Annotated in this window: 16 protein-coding genes; 9 read left to right on the top strand and 7 right to left on the bottom strand. The window is 38.5% G+C overall.

Annotated elements, in window-relative coordinates; all coding sequences use genetic code 11:
* Positions 1-182: 182 nt before the first annotated feature.
* Positions 183-3086 (top strand): RNA polymerase-associated protein RapA, encoded by a 2904-nt coding sequence (rapA, locus tag INT04_RS10365; protein WP_193016061.1) that lies wholly within the window; start codon positions 183-185, stop codon positions 3084-3086.
* 55 nt (positions 3087-3141) lie between these two features.
* A complete protein-coding gene (rluA, locus tag INT04_RS10360; RefSeq protein ID WP_193016060.1) occupies positions 3142-3795 on the top strand; it encodes a bifunctional tRNA pseudouridine(32) synthase/23S rRNA pseudouridine(746) synthase RluA in 654 nt (217 codons plus the stop codon).
* Between the two features lie 243 nt (positions 3796-4038).
* On the opposite strand, the gene djlA is transcribed toward rluA, so the two are convergent.
* Together djlA and INT04_RS10350 are read right to left on the bottom strand one after the other, a co-directional pair.
* Complete coding sequence (gene djlA / locus INT04_RS10355) at positions 4039-4839, bottom strand: co-chaperone DjlA (RefSeq protein ID WP_193016059.1); 801 nt, start codon at positions 4837-4839, stop codon at positions 4039-4041.
* 272 nt (positions 4840-5111) lie between these two features.
* Entirely contained in the window at positions 5112-5261 is a 150-nt protein-coding gene (locus INT04_RS10350; RefSeq protein WP_193016058.1) for a hypothetical protein, read from the bottom strand.
* Positions 5262-5269: 8 nt separating this feature from the next.
* Here INT04_RS10350 and lptD point away from each other — a divergent pair, with 8 nt between their 5' ends.
* The 6 genes from lptD to apaH are packed head-to-tail and all read left to right on the top strand — an operon-like array spanning position 5270 to position 12050.
* Positions 5270-7636, top strand: coding sequence for an LPS assembly protein LptD (lptD, locus tag INT04_RS10345; protein ID WP_193016057.1), 2367 nt, complete (start codon positions 5270-5272; stop codon positions 7634-7636).
* A gap of 50 nt (positions 7637-7686) precedes the next feature.
* Positions 7687-9024, top strand: a complete 1338-nt coding sequence (gene surA, locus INT04_RS10340; protein WP_193016086.1) for a peptidylprolyl isomerase SurA — start codon at positions 7687-7689, stop codon at positions 9022-9024.
* Entirely contained in the window at positions 9014-10012 is a 999-nt protein-coding gene (gene pdxA, locus INT04_RS10335) for a 4-hydroxythreonine-4-phosphate dehydrogenase PdxA (protein WP_193016056.1), read from the top strand. Before surA ends, pdxA begins: the two co-directional genes overlap by 11 nt.
* Entirely contained in the window at positions 10005-10823 is an 819-nt protein-coding gene (rsmA, locus tag INT04_RS10330) for a 16S rRNA (adenine(1518)-N(6)/adenine(1519)-N(6))-dimethyltransferase RsmA (RefSeq protein ID WP_193016055.1), read from the top strand. The genes pdxA and rsmA overlap by 8 nt, the downstream gene beginning before the upstream one ends.
* A gap of 25 nt (positions 10824-10848) precedes the next feature.
* Entirely contained in the window at positions 10849-11226 is a 378-nt protein-coding gene (apaG, locus tag INT04_RS10325) for a Co2+/Mg2+ efflux protein ApaG (RefSeq protein ID WP_193016054.1), read from the top strand.
* Positions 11227-11228: 2 nt separating this feature from the next.
* Complete coding sequence (gene apaH / locus INT04_RS10320) at positions 11229-12050, top strand: bis(5'-nucleosyl)-tetraphosphatase (symmetrical) ApaH (RefSeq protein ID WP_193016053.1); 822 nt, start codon at positions 11229-11231, stop codon at positions 12048-12050.
* 421 nt (positions 12051-12471) lie between these two features.
* On the opposite strand, the gene folA is transcribed toward apaH, so the two are convergent.
* Positions 12472-12957 (bottom strand): type 3 dihydrofolate reductase, encoded by a 486-nt coding sequence (gene folA / locus INT04_RS10315; protein ID WP_193016052.1) that lies wholly within the window; start codon positions 12955-12957, stop codon positions 12472-12474.
* Between the two features lie 176 nt (positions 12958-13133).
* On the opposite strand from folA, the gene INT04_RS10310 reads away from it, so the two are divergent.
* On the top strand, positions 13134-13748 hold the full coding sequence (locus INT04_RS10310; protein WP_193016051.1) for a LysE family translocator: 615 nt from the start codon (positions 13134-13136) through the stop codon (positions 13746-13748).
* 35 nt (positions 13749-13783) lie between these two features.
* On the opposite strand, the gene INT04_RS10305 is transcribed toward INT04_RS10310, so the two are convergent.
* The 4 genes from INT04_RS10305 to INT04_RS10290 form a co-directional block, all read right to left on the bottom strand.
* Positions 13784-14839 carry a hypothetical protein gene (locus INT04_RS10305; RefSeq protein WP_193016050.1) on the bottom strand — a complete coding sequence of 352 codons (1056 nt, stop codon included), beginning with the start codon at positions 14837-14839 and terminating at the stop codon, positions 13784-13786.
* 113 nt (positions 14840-14952) lie between these two features.
* On the bottom strand, positions 14953-18183 hold the full coding sequence (gene pta / locus INT04_RS10300) for an autotransporter Pta (protein WP_193016049.1): 3231 nt from the start codon (positions 18181-18183) through the stop codon (positions 14953-14955).
* A 452-nt stretch (positions 18184-18635) separates the two neighbouring features.
* Positions 18636-20057: a cell division protein FtsP gene (gene ftsP, locus INT04_RS10295; RefSeq protein ID WP_193016048.1), complete on the bottom strand. Its 1422-nt coding sequence runs from the start codon at positions 20055-20057 to the stop codon at positions 18636-18638.
* 232 nt (positions 20058-20289) lie between these two features.
* Entirely contained in the window at positions 20290-21039 is a 750-nt protein-coding gene (locus INT04_RS10290; RefSeq protein WP_193016047.1) for a 1-acylglycerol-3-phosphate O-acyltransferase, read from the bottom strand.
* Positions 21040-21061 lie beyond the last annotated feature (22 nt).

Here is a 21061-nt window from a genome sequence, read left to right as displayed (position 1 = left end):
TGTGTCATTTTGCAGGTGACGGTTTGCTTTGCATCTATTAACATAACGCCCCTTTGGTGATAATTAGCTTTTCTTTATTTCAAGAAAAGACACTTCTTATCCCGTCGATTTTAATGACAACACCGCAATACTGCATTCATTAATAATTCCTAATTATATATTTGAGAGCTGAGTTTATATATATGCCTTTTACTCTTGGTCAACGTTGGATTAGCGATACTGAAAGCGAGCTTGGACTGGGTACTGTCGTGGCAGTTGATGTCCGCATGGTTACCTTACTTTTTCCTGCCTGTGGCGAAAACCGCCTTTACTCCCGTCATGATGCACCAATAACGCGGGTGATGTTCAATGCTGGAGATACCGTCACCAGTCACGAAGGCTGGAAACTCGCCATCGATAACGTTGAAGAAGATAATGGCTTATTGATTTACCATGGTGTCCGTTTAGATACCGAAGAACCTGCACTATTGCGTGAAGTGTTCTTAGATAACAAACTCACTTTCAATAAACCCCAAGATCGTCTTTTTGCTGGTCAAATAGATCGGATGGATCGTTTTGCTCTGCGTTATCGCGCGCGTAAATTTATGAGCGAGCAATTTAAACAGGCACAAAGCGGTTTGCGTGGTATTAGAGCAAGCCTTATTCCTCATCAGCTTTACATCGCCAATGAAGTGGGTAAACGTCATAACCCTCGCGTTTTATTAGCTGATGAAGTGGGATTAGGTAAAACCATTGAAGCGGGTATGATTATCCACCAGCAGTTAATGGATGGTCGTGCTGAACGAGTCTTAATTATCGTACCTGAAAGCTTACAACATCAATGGTTAGTTGAAATGTTACGCCGTTTCAATCTGCGTTTTTCACTGTTTGATGATAGCCGTTATAGCGAATCATCATTAGATAGCGATAACCCATTTGAAACAGAACAAATGATCATCTGCTCTTTAGATTTTGTGCGTAAAAATAAGCAACGTTTTGAACATCTTGTTGAAGCAACATGGGACATGTTAGTTGTCGATGAAGCTCACCACCTTGTGTGGAGTGAAGATGCACCAAGCCGTGAATATCAAGTTATTGAAGAGTTAGCAGAATCAGTTCCCTCTGTATTGCTCTTAACAGCAACCCCTGAACAACTTGGCCAAGAAAGCCACTTTGCGCGTTTACGTCTGCTTGATCCGAGTCGTTTCCATGACTACAACGAATTTATCAATGAGCAACAAAAATACCGCCCTGTTGCGGATGCCGTCACTATTTTGCTATCAGAAGATGATTTAAATACCGAACAACAAAATATCATCAGCGAAATGATCAGCGAGCAAGATGTTGAACCATTACTGAAAGCGGCAAATACTCAAGGTGATGAACGCACTAAGTCTCGTCAAGAACTTATCCATATGTTGATGGATAGACACGGTACAGGCCGTTTGTTATTCCGTAATACGCGCTCTGGCGTCAAAGGTTTCCCTAATCGCTTACTTCATGCGATTAAAATGCCCCTGCCAACACAATATCAAACAGCGATTAAAGTTGCCGAAATTATGGCAGCGAAAAAGAGTCTCGAAGTTCGTGCTAAAGAGATGCTCTATCCAGAACGTATTTACCAAGAGTTTGAAGGCGAAAACGCCACATGGTGGAACTTTGATCCTCGTGTTGAATGGTTGCTCGGTTTCTTAACTGCAAATCGCAATGAAAAAGTTCTGGTTATTTGTGCACAAGCGGCAACTGCATTGCAATTAGAGCAAGTTTTACGCGAGCGTGAAGCGATTCGTGCGGCGGTCTTCCATGAAGGAATGTCTTTACTTGAACGCGATCGCGCTGCCGCTTATTTCGCGTCCGAAGAAGAAGGCGCACAAGTTCTATTGTGTTCTGAAATCGGCTCAGAAGGACGTAACTTCCAGTTTGCAAACCAACTGGTTATGTTTGATTTGCCGTTTAACCCTGATTTATTAGAACAACGTATTGGTCGTCTTGATCGTATTGGCCAAAACCGTGATATTGATATCAGCATTCCTTATCTTGAAGGCACTGCACAATCAGTATTGTTGCGTTGGTATCATGAAGGCTTAGATGCATTTGAGCATACTTGCCCAACAGGGCGTACGATTTATGACAATAAATATAATGCATTAGTTAATTATCTTGCTCAACCTAACGAATTAGCAGACTTTGATGAGTTTATTACTGATTGCCGTAAACAGCATGATGAAATGAAAAGTAAACTTGAACAAGGCCGTGACCGCCTATTAGAAATGCATTCTAACGGTGGCGAAGAAGGGGTTGAATTAGCAGGACAAATCGCCGCTCAAGATAATGATCCTGAATTGGTTAACTTTGCGCTAAATTTATTCGATATCGTAGGAATTAATCAAGAAGATCGTAGTGATAGTTTAATTATCTTAACACCATCAGATCATATGTTAGTCCCTGATTTTCCGGGTTTACCACAAGATGGTTGCACTATTACATTTGATAGAGAGCAAGCGCTCTCTCGTGAAGATACCCAATTTATTAGTTGGGAACACCCCATTATCCGTAATGGCTTAGATTTAATCCTTTCAGGCGATACAGGTAGTTGTGCCGTTTCTTTATTAAAAAATAAAGCATTACCTGTTGGTACTCTACTTGTTGAACTGATTTATGTGGTAGAAGCTCAAGCGCCTAAACATCTCCACTTAAGCCGTTTCTTACCTGCAACACCTGTGCGTTTATTACTTGATTTAAAAGGCAATAACCTCGCTTCTCAAGTTGAATTTGAAAGTTTCAACCGCCAATTAAACGCGGTTAATCGCCATACGTCTAGTAAGCTTGTTAATGCGGTTCAAAGTGAAGTACACCACGTACTAAAATCATCTGAGCCTTTAATGGAAGTTGAAGCAAAAGGCCTTATTCAAAAAGCGAAAGAAGAAGCGGATCGCGTATTAACGCATGAATTATCGCGTTTAGAAGCCTTACGAGCGGTTAACCCAAATATTCGTGATGATGAAGTTGAAGCGATTGAAAATGAACGTACCCATATTCTGAATCATTTAGATGAAGCAACATGGCGTTTAGATTCAATTCGTTTAATTGTTGTTACCCACCAATAAACACTTTTAAAGCGGGGAGTTTTTTACTCCCCGTTGTTTTGATGAGATATCCACCATGATGGAAGTTTATAACCCGCCTACTGATCCTTGGTTACATGTTTTGTATCAAGATGAGCATATTATTGCCGTCAATAAACCCAGTGGGTTACTGTCTGTACCGGGTAAAGCACCAGAGCATAACGACAGCATTATGTCGCGTATTAAAACTGATTTTCCTCATGCCGAATGTGTTCATCGTTTAGATATGGCAACCAGTGGCGTCATGGTTGTTGCACTAAACAAAGATGCCGAGCGTGAACTAAAGCGTCAATTTCGTGAGCGTGAACCCAAAAAAACCTATATTGCACGAGTATGGGGGCATATCGAGAAAGAAGAAGGATTGGTAGATTTGCCTTTGATTTGTGATTGGCCTAATCGACCAAAACAAAAGGTCTGCCATGAAACGGGGAAAGCGGCACAAACTTTTTATGAAGTGTTGGAATATGAAGAAAATGCAACAAGAGTGAAACTCTCACCCATTACGGGACGTTCACATCAATTACGGGTACATATGTTAGCGTTGGGGCATCCTATTTTAGGGGATCGCTTTTATGCACATCCACAGGCAAGAGCGATGGCGCCTCGCCTGCAGTTACATGCTCAGGAATTATTTATTACGCATCCTGCTTTCCGATCCCCGATACATTTTGAATGCCTTGCCGATTTTTAGTGCCTTATGACGCTAAAACAGTCACCGAACTCAATGAAGCGAGGAGCAGGCAAAGCGCTAATCCTATAACCCCAACAAGAACACGGACGTTTGACATGGATAGAGTTCCTTTTTTAAGAGAAGAGAGAATGAAATAATTAAATTTCACTTATATTTTACCGTGATAAATAATAAACTCAACTCAAGCTAAGTTATCTCTATCACGGAATAATTCTCTCTTTTCTCATCTTCTTTTACAAGATGTTAACGAAATCCTTTTTCTTTTTTAATCAAATCGTAAGCAACTTGTATAGACTGTGCTTTTTGTTTTGCAATTTCCATCATTTCTGGTGGTAAACCTTTTGCCACCAACTTATCAGGATGATGTTCTCCCATTAATTTTCTATAAGCTCTCTTTATAGTTTTAACATCATCATTCTCATTAATCCCCAGCACCTTACACGCGTCAGAAAGTGTAGGGCCTTGATGTTGAGGCTGATACCCTGCTCCATTTTGATAATGAAAATTTTGCCCCGCCTGCATCATTGCTAATATATGTTCGAAATGTGCGCGAGAAAAACCCAGCTCATCAATAATGATAAACAACATTTTTCTTTCGTTTGGGTGCAATTGACCATCAGCAAAAGCCGCTTGTAACTGAATTTCCAGAAACATCTGAAGCAAGTCACGACGACCTGCACAAATCTGTCGAACACGCTGCAATGTTGCTCTTAAGGGAAAATCCGGTGATTTACCTTCTCTAAAAGCTTGTTGCGCGGCTTGGCGACCAACCCCATGCAAATTCATCCTGTCCATCAACTCAGTTGCAAGCGTGATATCCGTTTGAGTCACTCGCCCTTTGGCTTTGGTTAGGTGCCCTAAAACTTGAAAGGTTGCAGCAAAGAAAAAAGCTTGTCTATCACGAGTATAGCGCCCACCACTTCCTAATTTACTTCGTTGCATATCGTAGAGGTGACCGAGAAAAACACCAATAACAATGCCCCAAAAACCTATCCCCGCAAAACTACCGATGATAAGGCCTAATAATTTTCCCCAATAGCGCATAGACTCCTCAAATCATCAATGCTCTGCTTGTAATTTTGCATTATCATACTATCCATTTGCTTTCACACCTAACACCAAGCGACCTCTAAATAGACTTTTTCTTAAAATGAAGGGATTTACTGTTTCTCTTTGGACAGAGGTAATGCTGTTTTCGTTTAAATTGTGTTAAAGTAAAATGAGTGACCAAACGAATAATTTTAGCGTTGTTACACAGCACGAAATACCGCATCAGCGCGGTGTTTTTTTGTTTCTAATAAGGCTATAACCCTATTTCAACACAGAAACATCGAAAAAATGAGGCTTATGCCTGTTTTTCGGTTACCGTTAGAACAATGTTCAGAGCGTTGGGCTGGTGTCGCATAACTCCCTGCGTTAGTTTCTGGCTGTTTATCAGCACGAAGCCACTGATGACGGAAGCACATAAATACTTATGAAAAAAAGTTATCCCACACTGCTGGCCACCTTGGTTTGGGCCACAATATACGGTCAGCCCGCTTACGCTGATCTTGCCTCCCAATGTTTATTGGGGGTTCCTGTTTATAACAAACCGTTAGTACAAGGTGATCCTAATAGTTTGCCCGTCACTATCACTGCAAATGACATGCAAGGTGAATATCCTCGCATGGTTAAATATAAAGGTGATGTTGATATTAAACAGGGAAACCAAACCCTAAGTGCAGACAGTGTTGAATTGACACAGACTGAAGGAGAAACACCATTAAGAATGGTCACAGCAACAGGTAATGTCTCTTATGATGATCCTCAAATCATCTTAAAAGGCCCTCGTGCTTGGTCTAATCTTAATAATAAAGATACGGATATCGAACAAGGTGATTACCAAATGGTTGGCCGTCAAGGCCGTGGTTACGCAGATAAAATGCAACTGCGTGGTGAGAACCGTTATACCATTATGGACAAAGGGATGTTCACTTCCTGTTTACCCGGTGATGATAGTTGGAGTGTTGTTGGCTCTGAGGTTATTTTAGACCGCGAAGAACAAGTTGCTGAAATCTGGAATGCACGTTTCCGTGTTGCCAATGTGCCTATTTTCTATAGCCCTTACCTACAATTACCAATCGGTGATAAACGTCGTTCCGGTTTCTTAATTCCTAACGGGAGCTATTCTCGTAGTTCTGGTTTTGACTTTTTATTACCTTATTACTGGAACATTGCCCCTAATTATGATGCAACCATCACCACAAACTATATCAGCCGCCGTGGTTTAAAATTAGATAATGAATTTCGTTATTTAACCACACCAGGACGCGGTACTATCGCCGTCGATTGGATTAATCACGATAGCCAATACAACAAAGATAAAGAAGAAAATAAAGCGGGCTATCTTCCGCGTGATACGGCAACACGTTGGTTATTCTACTGGGGTCATAGTGGTGTAATGAGCAATGTGTGGCGTTTTAACGTCGATTACACCAAAGTCAGTGACAATAAATACTTCACAGATTTTACCTCTCAATACGGTAATACCACGGATGGCTACGCCACTCAAAAATTCAGTACAGGTTATGCACAACAAAATTGGAATGCCACATTAACCACTAAACAGTTCCAAATTTTCTCTGATAATAAAGATGCGAGAGCTTATCGTGCAGAGCCACAGCTTGATCTCAATTATTATAAGAATGATATAGGGCCATTTGATTTCAGGACATACGCTCAATTTGTTCGTTTTACCAGCGTAGGCGATAATACGCCAGAAGCAAATCGTTTCCATATTGAGCCTACCATTTCTTTACCTGCATCAACGGGTTGGGCAAGCTTTAATAATGAATTGAAAGTGATGGCAACCCATTACGATCAAGATATTCCTGATGCGTATAAACAAAAGAGCGCTAATCAAAAATTAGACGACAGTGTTAATCGTGTATTGCCACAGTTTAAGTCTGATATGAAAGTCGTTTTTGAGCGTCAATATCAAACAAATGATATTACACAAACTCTTGAGCCTCGTGTGCAGTACCTCTATGTTCCTTATAAAGATCAATCCAATATCAATAACTTTGACTCTGCGTTATTGCAGTCAAACTATGGTGGGCTGTTCCGCGATAGAATGTATGGTGGTCTAGATCGTATTGCTTCTGCAAACCAATTAACCACGGGTGTCACTTCGCGTTTTTATGATAGCGAATTAGTTGAACGTTTTAACGTTTCTGTAGGTCAAATCTACTTCTTTGAACGCCCTAAGACAGGTTCATCTAATGAAATTATCAACAGTAAAGATGAAACGGGTTCCATGGTATGGGCAGGTGATGCTTATTGGCGGATCACTGATACCGTCGGTATGCGGGGTGGTTTACAATATGACCGTCGCTTAGGTAGCGTCTCTATGGGCGATGCCATTATGGAATATCGCGCAGATAGCGATCATCTTCTACAGTTGAGCTATCGTTATGTTGACCGCGATTATATCCAAGCAACACGGGTTCGCCCTTATGACGGAGGTATTAATCAACTTCCTGAATATCAAAAAGGTATTTCGCAAGTGGGTGTCGTAGGCAGTTGGCCATTGGCAGAACGTTGGGGTCTTGTCGGTGCTTATTATTTTGATACCAAAGAATCCGAACCAGTTAGCCAAATGGTTGGTCTACAATACAACACCTGTTGCTGGGCTGTGAATGTGGGTTATGAACGAAAAATTGTTGGCTGGAAAGTTGACCACAGCGATATTGATAATAAATGGTCAATCAATGTGGAACTCAGAGGCCTAAGTAACAATCATAGTTTGGGTAGCCAGAAAATGCTTGAACGCGGTATCTTACCTTATCAAAGAGCATTCTGATTTAATCAGACTACGGAATTGGCTGAATAAATATGTCATCCCGCAACAAGATGCGGAAAACACATAATGGGAAACTTATGAAAAATTGGAAAACGCTGTTTATCGGCTTAATGATCACGGTCGGTGCAGCTACCAGCTCAACAACGTTTGCAGCACAAGAATTAAACCGTGTATCGGCTATCGTCAATAACGGTGTCGTTCTAGAAAGTGACGTCAATAGAATGCTACAGACAGTCAAAATGAACGCAAAAAATGCAGGTCAGGAAATGCCTGATGAGCAAGTTCTTCGCCAACAAATTCTAGAGCGTTTGGTTATGGATAACATCATTTTGCAAATGGCACAACAAATGCAAATTGATATTCCAGAAGTTGCAGTAGAGTCCACTATTCAAGGGATTGCAGCAGAAAATAAAGTTTCACTTGATCAACTAAAAAAACGCCTTGCTGCAGATGGCATTTCTTACAACGATTATCGCCAAGATATTCGTAAAGAAATGATGCTAGCTGAAGTACGTAATAATGAAGTACGTCGCCGCGTCACTATTTTACCTCAAGAAGTTGATTCTTTAGCGAAGCAAATTGAAAACCAAGCAAGCCAAAGTATTGACCTCAATCTTAGCCACATCTTAATTCCTTTATCAGAAAATCCAGCACCTGCAGAGATAGAAAAAGCGAAGCAAGTCATTGCTCGTATTATGAATCAACTCAAAAATGGTGCTGACTTTGGTAAATTAGCTGCAACTTATTCTGCCGATCCACAAGCATTAAACGGCGGTAATATGGGATGGGCATCTATCGATGAGTTACCTTCACTGTTTGCGAAAGAGTTAGCGAATGCCCAAAAAGGTCAAATTGTAGGCCCTCTTCACTCTGGTGTAGGCTTGCACATTATCAAAGTGAACGATATTCGTGGTGGTTCAAATACCCTTTCTGTCACTGAAGTAAAAAGCCGCCATATTCTGCTAAAAAGCTCGCCTATCATGAACGATGAACAAGCGTATGCCAAACTACAGCAGATTTCTGCCGACATTCGTAGTGGTAAAATGAGCTTTGCTGACGCAGCAAAAGAGTTCTCTGAAGATCCAGGTTCAGCATTGCGTGGCGGTGAGTTAGGATGGTCAATGCCTGACGTTTACGATCCAGCATTCCGTGATGCGTTAATGCGCTTAAATAAAAATGAATTAAGCCAACCTGTTCGTTCAAACTTTGGCTGGCATTTAATTGAATTAGAAGACACTCGCAGTGTTGATAAAACCGATGCCGCTAACAAAGAACAAGCATACCGTTTACTCTTTAATCGTAAGTTTAATGAAGAAGTTCAAAACTGGATGCAAGAGCTACGTGTAGGGGCTTATGTAAAAATAATGAACGAGAATAATGCAAACTAAGCAAATAAAACCTCTTGTGATTACCCCCGGTGAACCTGCCGGGGTGGGTCCTGATCTTATTATCTCATTAGCACAAATGAGTTGGGATTTACCTTGGGTTGTTTGTGCTGATCCTCAATTACTTAAAATAAGAGCAGAACAATTAAATCTGCCTCTTTCACTTGTTGAATACGATCCGACATCGCCTCCGCTGTCACATACGCCCAGCCAAATTTGTGTTCTCCCTATCGCGCTTCATACTAATGTCACCCCAAGTACATTAGATGCTCGCAATGGGTTATATGTTGTAGAAACATTAGCTCGTGCTTGCGATGGCTGTCTTAATGGTGAATTTTCAGCACTTGTGACTGGGCCAGTTCATAAAGGCATTATTAATGATGCAGGTGTTCATTTTACAGGACACACAGAATTTTTTGCCGATCGTAGTCATTGTGAACGCGTTGTGATGATGCTGGCAACAGACACATTAAGAGTCGCATTAGCCACGACGCATTTACCTTTAAGAGAGGTCGCTGATGCTATTACTGGTGAGCTCTTACATGAAATTATCACCATTTTAAATCATGATTTAAAAACCAAATTTGGTATAGCGTCACCTCAAATTTATGTTTGTGGGCTGAATCCTCATGCTGGGGAAAGCGGTCATATGGGACGTGAAGAAATCGATATTATTGAGCCCGCATTAACACAATTACGTCAGCAAGGTATTCATCTTCATGGGCCTTATCCTGCTGATACTTTATTTCAGCCTAAATATTTAACGCATGCTGATGCTGTATTAGCGATGTATCACGATCAGGGATTACCTGTGCTAAAATATGAAGGTTTCGGTCGTGCAGTGAATATAACACTCGGTCTTCCTTTTATTCGTACCTCTGTTGATCATGGCACCGCCCTTGAGCTTGCAGGTACAAAAAGCGCAGATGCTGGCAGTTTTTGCACCGCATTAAATTTAGCCATTAATATGATACAAAATTGTAATGAATAATAGAGTCCATCAGGGTCACTTTGCCCGCAAACGCTTCGGGCAGAATTTTTTAACAGACAGCTATATTATTGAAAGTATTGTTGAATCTATTTATCCACAACACGGTGAGGCCATTGTAGAAATTGGCCCCGGTTTAGGCGCTATCACAGAACCTGTTGGCGCAAGAATGGATAAAATGACAGTTGTCGAAATCGACCGCGATTTAGCAGCACGTTTAGCCGTTCACCCTACATTAAAAGACAAGCTGACCATTATTCAGCAAGATGCAATGACGATTGATTTTGCACAATTAGCAAAAGAACGTCAGCAGCCTCTGCGTGTCTTTGGTAACTTACCTTATAATATTTCCACCCCGCTTATGTTCCATTTGTTCAGTTTTGCTGACGCAATTTCTGACATGACATTTATGTTGCAAAAAGAGGTTGTTAATCGCCTAGTAGCAGGTCATGGTAGCAAAACTTATGGCCGTTTAAGTGTGATGGCGCAATACTATTGCCAAATCATCCCTGTACTTGAAGTTCCACCAACTTCATTTAAACCCGCACCAAAAGTAGATTCAGCGGTTGTTCGCTTAATTCCTTATAAAGAAAAGCCGTACCCTGTAACGGATATTGCAATGCTAAGCCGTATCACCTCACAAGCATTCAATCAACGTCGCAAAACCCTGCGTAATAGCTTAGGTGGATTACTTACTGCGGAAGATATGATTTCGCTTGGTATTGATCCTACTGCTCGTGCAGAAAATATTTCTGTTGAGCAATACTGTAAAGTGGCAAACTGGTTATCACAAAAGCAAGAGACACAAGCTTAAGATAAAACCAGAGACAGGAGGCAATATGTTCACCTCATCAAAAGTGGCGATACAGGTACAGAGTGTTTACATTGAGAGTCAGTCTTCCCCCGAAGATGAACGTTATGTTTTTGCTTATACTGTATCAATTCATAATTTGAATAAATGTGCAATTCGCCTCCTGCGCCGCTACTGGATAATCACCAATGCTCAAGGCAATACGACTGAGGTTCGAGGTGAAGGTGTTGTTGGTGAACAGCCCCTTATTGAACCCGGTACACACTATCGTTATACCAGTGGCGCAGTTCTTGAAACCCCGATGGGAACGATGGAAGGTCATTATGAAATGATAGATACTGAGGGTCGGTTATTTCAAATAGAGATCCCAGTTTTCCGCCTTGCAATTCCGACATTGATAAACTAATTATGGCAACTTATTTAATTGGTGATATTCATGGCTGTTATCATGAATTACGCCATCTTCTTGATAAAGTGAGTTTCGATCCACAACAAGATACTCTATGGTTAACGGGTGATCTCGTTGCACGAGGCCCAGACTCACTTGAAGTACTGCGCTTTGTTAAAAACCTAGGCTCTTCACTGAAACTTGTTTTGGGTAATCATGACCTTCATCTTTTAGGTGTATTTGCAAAAATTAGCCGTAACAAACCAAGAGATAAGCTTAATGAATTACTCAATGCGCCAGATGCAGATGAATTAATTAATTGGTTAAGACGCCAGCCCGTCTTACAGGTTGACGAAGAAAAGAAAATTATCATGGCTCATGCGGGTATTACGCCACAATGGGATTTAGAAACCGCTAAAATGTGTGCCCGTGAAGTAGAAGCTATATTAAGTAGTGATAGTTACCCATTATTTATTAATTCAATGTATGGCGATCTGCCAAATAATTGGTCACCCGCGCTTTCTGGTTTAGCACGATTACGCTTTAGCACCAATGCATTAACGCGAATGCGCTACTGCTTCCCTAATGGTCAACTTGATATGATTTGCAAAGATAAGCCTTTAGAAGCCCCTGCGCCATTAAAACCTTGGTTCGACTTACCAAGTCAGCTTCCTGAAGGTTATAGTACTATTTTTGGTCATTGGGCTTCTCTTGAAGGTAAAGGAACACCCGATAATATTTATGCCCTTGATACAGGGTGTTGTTGGGGAGGAAACCTTACTTGCCTACGCTGGGAAGACAAGCAATACTTTACGCAATCTAGCCTCTCTGCACCTAAATAATCCCCTTCATTAGCACCATTTCAAGCGCAAAAAAGAGATACTGTATTTTTGCGCTATGCTGATTTTACTTAAATGATACTTTTTTATACTAAAGAGAACGTTTTATCTTTAAAAACGAACACTCCAAAATAAAATAAAAAATAATCATTAATAATCAATATGTTATTTTTTCGTGATATGAAATAAGCGGAGAAAATCATGATACTGAGAATAAAAAATCTCTATATTGATTAATAACTCATATATTATTCTTATAAAGTGAGTTTATTAAAATATAAATAATGTTTGTTTTGAAATAATACATTTTATAAAAATAACTACTTAATTAGAATTATAAATCTTATTTTTAATTATTCTTATATTTATAAAATAGAAATAATAAAAAGGGAGATATTTAATCTCCCCTTTTATTTAATTCTTGTTATTTTCTTCTTTTCAATATTTCGAAGCAGTAGTTATGTGAGTTATTTTCATCTGCTTCGTGGTATTCCATAAAGGTAGAATCCCACTCATCAGGCTCATAATCAGGGAATGTTGTATCACCAATCACTTCAGCATCAATGTGTGTCAGATAGAGTAAATTTGCCATAGGAAGAAATTGCTCATAGACTTTACCACCGCCAATAATCATAATTTCTTCATGATTTTCAGCTGCTTGTAATGCTTCTTCTACAGATTTAACCCAAACAACATCGCTATCTGTTCCTGGTTGGCTACTTAAAACAATATTGAGACGATTCGGTAAAGGACGCCCAATAGACTCATAAGTCACCCTACCCATAATAACGGGTTTATTTAACGTATTTTTTTTAAACCATGCGAGGTCACCTGGTAATGTCCAAGGCATTGCCTTTTCCATACCAATAATGCGATCCATCGCTAATGCTGCGATTAAACTAATATTCATTTACACACCTACGGGTAAAGATGGGGAAAAAAACTGTTCACACTATACGTAAAGCTAAAACCTGAGTCGATACAAATTATGCTTCCTTGATAATAAATAATTGCTTTATACTCGAAGTGTTAACTTAATCATATAAGATTCAATCATTATAATATTGTTATATACAGGGCGCTATTATGCTTGAAACTTCTTTAGTTGTTTTTACAATTGCTTTACTTGGTATGATTTCACCAGGCCCCGACTTTTTTCTCGTTGTAAAAAATGCGGCACGTTATCAACGATCTGCTGCAATGATGACAGCAATGGGAATTGTAGCGGCTTTACTTGTCCATATGTCTTATTGTGTTGCAGGTATTGCTGTTCTTATCACCACAACACCTTGGCTTTTTTCCATTTTAAAATATGCGGGTGCCGCGTATTTATTGTGGGTAGGATTTCAAAGCTTACGTTCAAAATCTAATCATACGATTGATGAAAAAGCAGGTACACATTCACAAATCAGCTTTAAGAAAGCCTTTATGCAGGGATTTTTATGTAATTTATTGAATCCCAAAGCCACACTCTTCTTTCTTGCTGTTTTCACACAAGTGCTAAGTGTCGATTCAAGTATTGGCGAAAAACTTTGGTATGCTTTTATTATTTGGGCTTTAGCCATTATTTACTGGCCTTCACTGGTTTTGTTAATCCAAAGTGCACCAGTAAGAAAAGTGCTTAATAGAGTCCAAAAAAGTATTGATAAAGTGTTAGGTGTCGTACTGATTGGTTTAGGTATTAAAGTGGCATTGAGTTAATTACACACTTGAAGTAAAGCACCTATCAAGGTGCTTTATTTTTCACTGTTCTCGTTATATGTATTAAAAAAATCTAAAATTTGCCCAACTCTAATTAAATACTGTTCTTTATTTATTCCCATAAATAAATCATCATCAATTTTATGTAAATACGACTCAAAGAAGACATTAACACTCTCTTTATTATTAATAATATAATTTATAATTTTATTACATTCTTCTTTTCTTGGGTAATCCAATATATATTTTTGTATTGTGTTACTCAATGTTTTTACATAATTTTCAGCCGTTCCATAATGATTAAAATATTTTTCCACATCAATAAGTTTAAAATCAACAATCCCATTAAGAAAAGAGTCAAGATCGATATTTCTATTGATCATATTTCCCACTATATTTTTAAATGCATTTTTTAATTCATCTGACCATTCAATGAGATAACTATTTTCAAAATAAAAGTCTAACCGTTTTACTTCTTCATTAGATTCGAAACTAGCTTTGTTTTCATTAAAATAATCATCAATAATATCAAATAAAATTTCTTTTTTAATTTTATTGTTTGTTTCTGTAATTATTAAATTGAATAAAGATGGAAAACTTGATAAACAAACAGAATTAGCAATTAATTTCAATGGGTTAAATTTATATTTATCACTTTCTAAAAAATACGCTACCTTTGTAACTAACAATAAATCGCCTTTAGTTTTAACATATTGCTCAACAAACCAATTAAATGATATTGATTTATCATTACTATGATAATCAATAATAAAATCATGTAATTGTTTTTTTGTAACCGTTATTTTATCAAAATCCTTTACTTTTTTTTCACGTATATCATCAGTTAAAATTATAGCATTTTTAAACTTACCCACTGTATTAATAGCGCCTATTTTCTTTTCTACATTAAAAATAGATTTTATTTTTTCAATTACTTTATAAACTAGACCTCTATTTTTAGTGGGCAGAAATAAAGAAAGATGCGTGTTCTCTATTTTATTAAGCCTATTTTTCACTGCATCAAACTCAACAGTTATTTTATTTTCAATATACACATTAGATGAAACACCGTTAATTAATTTTAAAACCATTATTCATCTCCACTTTAAAGTAATTAAATTTATAATTCAAAATAATGAAAATAAATACAAAAAAAAGTCCCTATCACTAAGGACTTTTAATATAAAGAAATAACAAGTGAAATTTAGAAGTTAATTTTCAGTGTTGCATTAATACCACTTGAACTGACATCACTATTATATTGGCCTTGGTAAGACAATCCGAAAGTGGTTGATTTACTTAATTGTGCATCAACACCTAAACCAACACCAAATAGATTATCCAGTTTGCCACCACGTAATGTTGCATCACCCGAGTTTGATAAGAAAAGGCGTGATTCAGGACGGTTATCACCAAATAGATGACTGGCAGAAATATCGCCTTTTAATGCCATATTAACGTTGCCTGCCATAAATGGATATCCACCACGTAAACCAATGGTGCCGACTTGAATATCTTGTGAATCCGTCTTAGTGGTAAATTTCATATTACCGACATTTTCATTAATATCATCCGTTGATACACGCAACCAGCTAAACCCAGCATAAGGCTCAATAGAGTACTGATTAGTATTAAATTGAGTGTAAGCACCTTCTAAGAAAATTTGAGTAATTTTTGCATCATAACTAGTAGAGTTATAACCTGCATTTTGTCCTACCCAAAGTGTTCTTTTTGCCTCTCTATCTTGGTTAGTATGTGTGAAACCGTAGTTTAATGAAGCCACATTAAACAGATTAGACACACCATAAGCACCAATATGAATATCGTTACTGTCTATTTTACCGTGTTCATTCCCTTTATATTTGGTTGAACCCGCACCAAAGAAGAGGCCTGCTTTGGTATTTTCGGTCACATCAATTTCTGCACCTAATAAGCCGACATAGAAATCAACATCCATATTGCTATGACCATAATCAGCATTACCCCATTGACCAATACCTGTCATCCAAATACGTGCATTGCTATTATCCAATTTAGCATAACGGCCTTGACCAATACCCATTGCTTGATCTTTCACTGTGCGAGTTAAGCCTAACACATTCACTACGCTTGCACTGTTAGCGTTAAGGTACATATCACTGCCCAAGGATCCATAAGTCTTATTCAGATCGCTTTCATTCATTGGTAATACCGCATTGAATAAATCGCCACGACCTGTGCTATCTAAAGTATTAGCAATAGAACGGCCATTTTCATTATTCGCAAATGTGGCTAAAGAAGTATTTTCTTTCTTACTTAATGTCCCTGTAATTGTGTTGTCTTTGACAGAAACATTTTTATCAAATAATGCATAGTCACTGTTTGAAGTAACATTGTTATTCGCTAACATTTTAGTTTTAACTCGATTATCCACTAAATTGTCCGCATTAACCGTTCCTGTTGCGACCGTATTATTCAGGTAGATATCTTTTAATTGGCCTTCATTATCAGCACCAACATCTAAATTCGCCCCTTTATTTAAGGCCATATCACCGACATTAACATCATGCCCTACCGTCACTAAGTACGTGCCTTTATCATTAATATTAATATTTGCTTTGTGATTTTCATTTGATACTAATTGACCTTTTTGGGTAAAAGTATCGTTATAGCGGTCAATAACACTTAATTTACCGCCATTAACATTAACAGCTTCAGTGCCAAATGACTCTGTAAAGCCATATACGGTACCTTGTTCGACTGTTGTACCACCACGATACGTATTATCACCAGTCATCACTAATGTACCTTCGCCTTTTTTAACTAAAGTACCATCATATAAACCCGCATCAATTTTAGCTTGAATCGCATCTGCTCGTTTTTGGTAATACTCTTTACGCCATTTTTCAGCATCTTCTTTGCTAACAATATGAGAAGTTGGATCTGGATTACCATCATTGATAACAAAATCAGTACCTAGATTATAATCACCACCAGCCGCAATCCCCTTCTCTTTGTAATCCTTCAGCCATGCCAAATCTTCTTGTTCACGTAGATCTAATGCCGTTTGTGAAATATCATTTGTCCAAACATCAAGTGGGGTCATGCTTAGGTTATATTCAAATTTACCTAAGAATTGACCTGGGCCATACATTCCTTTATCTAAATCAGGAGTCCCCCAACCATAACGTACATCTGGCGTACCTTCAGCCGCTGTCCAGCTATCATACAAATCGCCATTTGGATTACGATGGTTAGCCGTTGTAAACATGACATCACGCACTTGCATCGCGTTCATTGACTCATAACGAGACATTAATACACCCATAGCCCCCGTCACGTGAGGTGCCGCCATTGATGTACCACTAAATGAAGCCCAATCAGCACTGCCATCATCATTAACAATAGATGAATAAACCCCCCATCCTGGAGCAACGACTGTCCACCATTTCGCATTACCCGCTTCATTAAAAACTTTAATCAGCTCATAACCAGACTCATCGGCATTCTGTTTCAAACCCGCAACGGCGATCCAATGTTTTTCTGCTTCAGGATTAAAATAAGGATAGAGAGGACGATAATACGGTTGAGCAAAGTCGCGGTTACCCGTTGTAAAGACTTGGACAACATTAGTGCCTTTTACTGCATCATAAGCGGCATCAACGAAGGACGGTTTATCGCCATACACTGTTTTAAAGTAGAAATATTCGTATTCTGTTTGTGCCGTAGTATCTACTGGCATATGAACTGTTGTATTACCGCCATCAGGGCCTACCGTTTTATCTGCATTAATAATACGAGGGTTTGTCCCCCAACTATTATTAATCACCTGTGCCCCTGCATCGACCATGGCTTTCCAGCCAGTATAAAAATAAGTGTAATCTTGATAAGGGCCGTAGTTATTGCTGTCTGTTGCGCCAGTATTTCCTAAATAAACATCAGCACCCCATGCAACACCGTGCATACCATTGCCATCACGGTTTGCTCCCACAGTACCTGTTACGTGAGTACCGTGAGTGTCATTTACGCCTTTAATCCAGCCTCCATCAACATCAAAGGCTTGCCCTTTCTCATAATTCCCCCCCATTTCTTGAGGGTAGCGCATGCCCGTTGTGCCATACTCACCTTTAGCCTTAACGGCATGAAAACGCGGGCTATTTAATTCAGAGTGAGATAATAATGCACCAGAGTCCATCACACCAATTTTGGCACCTTGCCCATGAAAACCAAGTGCATAGGCACTAGAGGCATTCATCGCAGCCAGTCCCCAGTCTTTTTGGTACTCTTGGCTTTCCCAACTTTTCACATCACCTAATTGCCCTGCTTCTGAATACGCAACGGAATACCCAGAAAAAAGAAGTGCGGAGGCAACAAGAGAAAGTTGAAATATATTTTTATTTATTATGTTTTTTTTATTCATTTTGTGATGTTGACGTAAAGCTATTTCTTTGTTCATTCTGTACCTTCAGTTATATTTAAATTAATAACATTTATTAAGGATCAAAAAATTAAAGACGCAAAGATTCTCTAGTTTCTAGAGAAATAATTACTTGAAGAACATCTCAAAAATATGATTTCATACCATAAAAATAGATAGATTGACCGTACAATCACAAATTAACAGATAAATTAAACAAATTTAGATCACTTAATATTATATTACAAACAATCAAAATTAACTTTTTTCGATATTGCCTTTATTAATCATCATATTTAAATCAACTTAATAAAGAGAACATAAATAAATAAACAAAAACACCAAATTGATTAACAATTTAATTATGAGAATATTATTCTCTATTTAACTTTAGTCTAAAAAATATAATCCACCTTATTTTTAATATAAAAAAAACAGTATTTTTATTTTAAAAATACTGTTTTTCTTTTAATTTAATATCGTCTAAGTAATTATTCTATGGGTGTGATTTCCATTTGCCCAACCATGCCTTTATCTGCATTTTCTAATAACTGACTGTAATACAGGAAAGGAAAGTGTGAGTAAGAAGGCTGTTTTAATTCTACCAATAGCTCACTTTGGCTCTCTATCCAAACAGTATCTTTCCATCCAAAATCAGCAGGTGATGGTTTTTGCCCATGATGGTTGATCACTTTAAAACGAGCACCTTCAATATGAAAAGATTGTGGTGTCGGTACAGTGACAAGCCACCGCTCCCATCCATTTTGTTTACCAACTAAATCTATTCTTGATAATTCCCAGCGAGCATTGTTAATTCCCGGTGGGCTATTATGTAACTGAATAGTCCTAGGCTGAATAGACGTGGTAATTTGTGTGTCATCGACAGCCAATTGCTGAGGTGCCTTATCAGTCACTAAGGACATCAAGCCTGTTGGCTTAATCGTTAAAATATTTGCATTACGTAATAGATCTGATGGCTCAAAAATACCACGAAGTTTATCCATAAAACCGGCACTTTGGCCTGCAGTTATGATAACTTCCCCCCCTTCTGACATATCCACGAGTATTTCACGCCGCTCACCGGGCGCCATCGGTATTGATTTTAACTCAACGGGGGATGTTAATAAGCCTTGATCCGACGCAATAAGGTAAAGTGAACGACCATCACTTGCCGTTAACTCATAACGGCGAGCATTAGATGCGTTAACTAAACGTAAACGTATCCAGCCTCTAGAGACTTCAATGTAAGGATCTTCACGTCCATTCACTAACAACGTATCTCCGAAAAAACCTTCACTTGCGGCTTCTTTGTCGTACTGTGGCGCACCAAAATTATCGATTCTCTTATCTTGAATGATAATAGGAAAATCATTCACACCATAATGCTTTGGTAATGGAAGTGACTGACTTTCTTCATCTTCTACTATCCACATTCCAACCAATCCATTATAAACATGGGGTGCCATTTTAAAGGGGGTATTCGCGTGATACCAACATGTGGTTGCTTTTTGACGAATAGGTAAAACTGGCGACCAATAAGCACCAGGTGACATTAATCTTGCAGCACCACCCACTTGAGTGCCTGGCACTAATAAGCCACTCACCGTCATTGATACAGGCTCATTTAGACGATTACTATAAATGAGTTTTATATCATCACCGCTTTTGACTTTGATTGTGGGCCCAGGTGTTGAACCATTGATCCCCCAAACCTCTGCTTTTTGTGAGCCATTAAATGCCCAATGAACATTTTGTAGGGTCAAAAAAATAGGCTGGCCACGACGAGATTCAAGCAATGGCGGTATGGGTAATTGTTTATCACTGGCTGATTCAGCACGAACAGAAGAAGATATTGAGCCCAGACATACCGCTAAGCCTGAAGCCTGAATAAACTGGCGACGACTAAATGACATACTTTCTCCGCAACAAAATACAAATATTCCTATCGCATAATAAAAACATCATCATAGGAAAAAGCTGCTGTGATTTTAAAGACAAAGGACTTAAATGAAATTACGGGAGCATAATAGCGCGGATGTGACATATATCCTAAAAATAGTTGATAATAGAGTGTGTTTTCATCAAGTAAAAACAATATAAGCCTGAAAACCAGGCTTATATTCATGTTATGCAGAAGGATAAACGTTAATCAAATTTACCCGGAAAATCACGTTTATTCATTTCTTCAACTTCTTTATCTAATGCTTCAATTTTTGCTTTCATAATTTGGCGACAATCTTCCGCTAATTCGCGCACTTGATCTTTTGTGTATTTTGAAACATCAATAGGCGGTAGCATTTCAACAATAACATGACCATTATTCCAGCGATTTACCTTTACTTTACCTTGTGTAGTCGAGACACAAACAGGAATAATAGGTACTCCTGCTTGGATTGCGGCATGAAAAGCCCCTGTTTTAAAAGGCAAAAGACCGCGACCACGGCTACGTGTTCCCTCAGGGAACATCCACACTGAAATTTTCTTTGATTTAATTTGATCAGCAACCTGAGAAATAGTGCCATGTGCTTTAGAACGGTTTCCTCTATCAATTAAGATATTGCCCGTTATCCAATAAAGCAAACCAAAAAAAGGAATAAAAATAAGGCTTTTTTTACCTACCGTAACCGTGTTTGGCTGAACTGCATTCGACATGGTAACCATATCAAAATTATTTTGATGATTAGCAATATAGACACTAGGACCATAACTTTTTGTTTCTTTGGGAAATCGCTCAACTAACTTGATACCAAATACATGAGATAATTTGCCGAATAAGCGTCCGTACGTCATGACATGTTTTGGGTTTCTTGGTGAAAACATGCAATAAATCATCCCAAACGTCACCACAAGAATGGTATAAAGAATGACAATGATGCCTCGGATAATAGCTAACATAAGTTTTAGCGTCCTAAATAGA

The organism is Proteus sp. FME41 (assembly GCF_014897315.1).
GTDB lineage: Bacteria > Pseudomonadota > Gammaproteobacteria > Enterobacterales > Enterobacteriaceae > Proteus.
This window is presented reverse-complemented; position numbering and strand designations above follow the sequence as displayed.